The organism is Pedobacter sp. 01T416_2, assembly GCF_056398925.1.
In genome coordinates this window covers 1-3293 of sequence record NZ_JBFTQI010000669.1, presented here as the reverse complement: position 1 = coordinate 3293, position 3293 = coordinate 1, and the positions used below count along the sequence as shown (strand labels likewise).

Genomic DNA, 3293 nt, shown 5'->3' with positions numbered 1-3293 from the left:
ATACTGCATTACCACTAAGCAGTACCACAGCCATGTTTTTATTTACTTTCAATAAAGCATCAATCAGTTTATCCTGGCCGAAAGGAAGACTTAACGATTTACGGTCACCACCTTCACAATCCTGAAAGTGGTTTTTATTCAGTCCTCCGATAAAGAATACAATGTCGGCATGTTTAGCAACTTCGATTGCCGCATCCATCAAAGAATCAGCATTTAGCTTGGATGGTTCTTCACGTCCGTACATTGATGGCCCCGAAGCATATCCAAGACTGTATGTTATATGGTCTTTCCCATATTTAGCAATCAACCCATCCAATGGCGATTTTTCATAAGCCACCTTCAGTGATGATGATCCACCGCCGATTACCAGACTGCGATCGGCATTTTCACCTATAACAGCAATCTTTTTGAATTTACCGTTTGTAACAGGAAAAAACTGTTTATCATTCTTTAAAAGCACAATGCCTTCCTGAGCTATTTTACGGGCTGCTTCACTGTGTTCGGGAGAAACGAAACGGCCAAAGGGCCTGTTGGCGCTCATGGTGGTACGGAAAATCAAACGTAATATCCGGCGGGCTTTATCATTAAGCAAAGCGATATCATATTTCCCCTCTTTTATGCCTTTAAGGAACGGATTGGCCAGATAGTAATCCGAGTAAGGAAACTTTCCCTTAGTTGTTAAACCATCGGTGTAGGTACCCATTTCGAGATCCAGCCCGTTGTTAACCGCCTGATCGGTGCTATGAACACCTCCCCAGTCGCTAATCACCACACCATCAAATTTCCAGTCTTTTTTTAAGATTTTATTCAAAAGCAGATCATTGTGGCAGCAATGCTCGCCTCTAAACTGATTGTAAGAACCCATAATAGACCAGGCTTTCCCTTCTTGCACTGCGGCCTTAAAAGCAGGTAAATAAATTTCATATAATGCACGGTCGCTCAGATCAACATTGATATGCCCGCGCCATTCTTCCTGGTTATTCAGTGCAAAATGTTTTACACATGCTGCTACGCCAATGGATTGAACACCCTGTATATAAGGCACCACCATACGTGAACTGAGATAAGGATCTTCACCCAGATATTCAAAATTACGCCCGTTTAATGGTGTACGGTAAATGTTTACCCCAGGGCCTAACAAAACGGTTTTATTGCGGTAACGCGCCTCTTCTCCTATTGACTTGCCATAAAGCAGCGATAATTTAGGATTAAAGGAAGCCGACAGACAGGTAAGCGCAGGAAAGGCCGTACAAGAATCATTTGTCCAGTTGGCCCCGCCCCATTCATCCCATAAAACTTCCTCACGGATACCGTGGGGGCCATCATCCGTCCAAACTTCAGGAATTCCTAAGCGGGGTACGCCTTTTGAACTAAACTTAGACTGGGCATAACAAAGCGACACTTTTTCTTCGGTGGTCATTGCTGAAAGTGCATTTTCAACCCGCTCTTCTATGGGTTTATTTATATCAAGGTAAACTGGCAGCTTTTGTTGCGCGTTAACCATTAACCAGGCTCCTGTTGCTACTATAGTTAAAAATATCGATTTCATTAAATTATATTCTTTTGTGTTTAGTTTTTATCGTTTTTGCCTGAAAGATTTACTGGTTGCCTACCTGGAAAGCCAGCAAAAGGGCTGTTTTTGATTACCCCTGCTTTACCTGTTCTTTACCCTTTGTTGCTACCAGGTTAACCCCAAGCTTACCCCGGGGTTACCTTTTCTTTACCTAAAAGGTAAAGCCAGAGCTTGTATTCGCAGAATAGCGCCACCGCTTACGGTTATGCTGCCCTTAAGCAGTGCGCCACAAGCGGCCAAGCACTTGCACTGCCTGCCACGATTATGACGGCCCATTTTAGCTCAATTTAGCTCAAAATGAGGTGCCAATGCTGCTAATCTGCTAGGTTTGAACATGGATTTAAACAAAAAAACAAAATTATGGCAACGCATTTGCTTATTAATCAAGTCTTCAGAGTTTCACCACTGTTTTAGCACCATTGTATTGAACAACTTTAGCCTCTTCAGCTGTATTACCAATGGCAATCACTCTAAAAATTCTTTTGGTTAACATCCCTTCGTAAGTACCCTCACGATTGCCGATTGTTAGCGTACCATCGGCATGGTTGTACTCAAAATTGATCGTTGAAAATGCACCCTTTTCGTAATTATAGTTGTTTCCTTCGTCTTCGTATAAACTGAACTTTCCATCTTTACCTTTGTAAACCCTGATCTCTATATCATCAGCTTTCTTTTCTGAAGTATATTGCATCACATCACCAACAGGCAAAATAGTACCTGCAGGAACAAAAAGAGGAATACGCTCAAGTGGTGCTTCTATATTCAACTTTTGGCCGCCTTCAATCTGCTTTCCTGTATAGAAATCATACCATTTGTTTCCTGCCGGAAAATAAACTTCGCGGCTACGTGCTTTGTAACTATAAACAGGACAAACCATCAAGCCTGAACCCAAAAGGAACTGATCACTCACGCCATAAGTTTGTTTATCGGCAGTATAATCCATTGCGAGCGATCTCATCAGGGTATAATCCTTATGATACGCCATTCCTGCCAACGAATAGATGTAAGGCATTAAGCGGTAGCGTAATTCATCGTAATAAACCAGACTTTTGTAAACCGGATGGCCTTCTGGAGCAAGGTTATAGATTTCGCGGTAAGGAAACTGGCCATGACTGCGGAACAGTGGGCAAAATGCCCCAAACTGGAACCAACGCAAATTTAACTCACGCCATTCTTTCAGGTCAGCATTCTCATTGCCAGTCTCGTCAAAAATAAGCTGGCCATCTCCATAACGTTTCTCCACACAGAAGCCGCCAATATCCATTGTCCAGAACGGAATACCCGACATTGCAAAATTAAGCCCGGCAGGAATCTGTGCTTTTAGGTCTTCCCATCTTGAGGCGATATCGCCACTCCAGGTAGCGGTAGAATACCTTTGTAAACCCGCAAAACCAGATCGCGTTAACAGAAATACCCGTTTGTTATTATCCGCTTCACGCTGCCCGTTATAAATAGCGTTGGCGTTCATCAGTGCATATGCATTAAAGTATTTTGTAGAAGAACCCAGCGCGGTAGGCCCGCACAGTTTCTTGCGGTAGTCCATGTCGGTACAATCACGAATGTTGGGCTCAGAAGCATCCATCCACCAGGCATCGAATCCCTTTACGTAAAGGTTTTCTTTCATCTGTTTCCAAAAAAGTTTTTGCGCATCGGGGCTGTAGGCATCGTAGAAAGATCCTACATAACCCGGGCCTATCCAATCGCGTACACTATCCTGCAC

General features: G+C 43.2%; 2 protein-coding genes. Both read right to left on the bottom strand.

The window, feature by feature from the left end; translation table 11 throughout:
- A partial coding sequence (locus AC1DPQ_RS22135) for a glycoside hydrolase family 3 protein (RefSeq protein WP_477610892.1) occupies positions 1-1549 on the bottom strand: 1549 nt, incomplete at its 3' end.
- 415 nt (positions 1550-1964) lie between these two features.
- The coding region (locus tag AC1DPQ_RS22130; RefSeq protein ID WP_477610891.1) for a glycoside hydrolase family 31 protein at positions 1965-3293 on the bottom strand (1329 nt) is incomplete at its 5' end.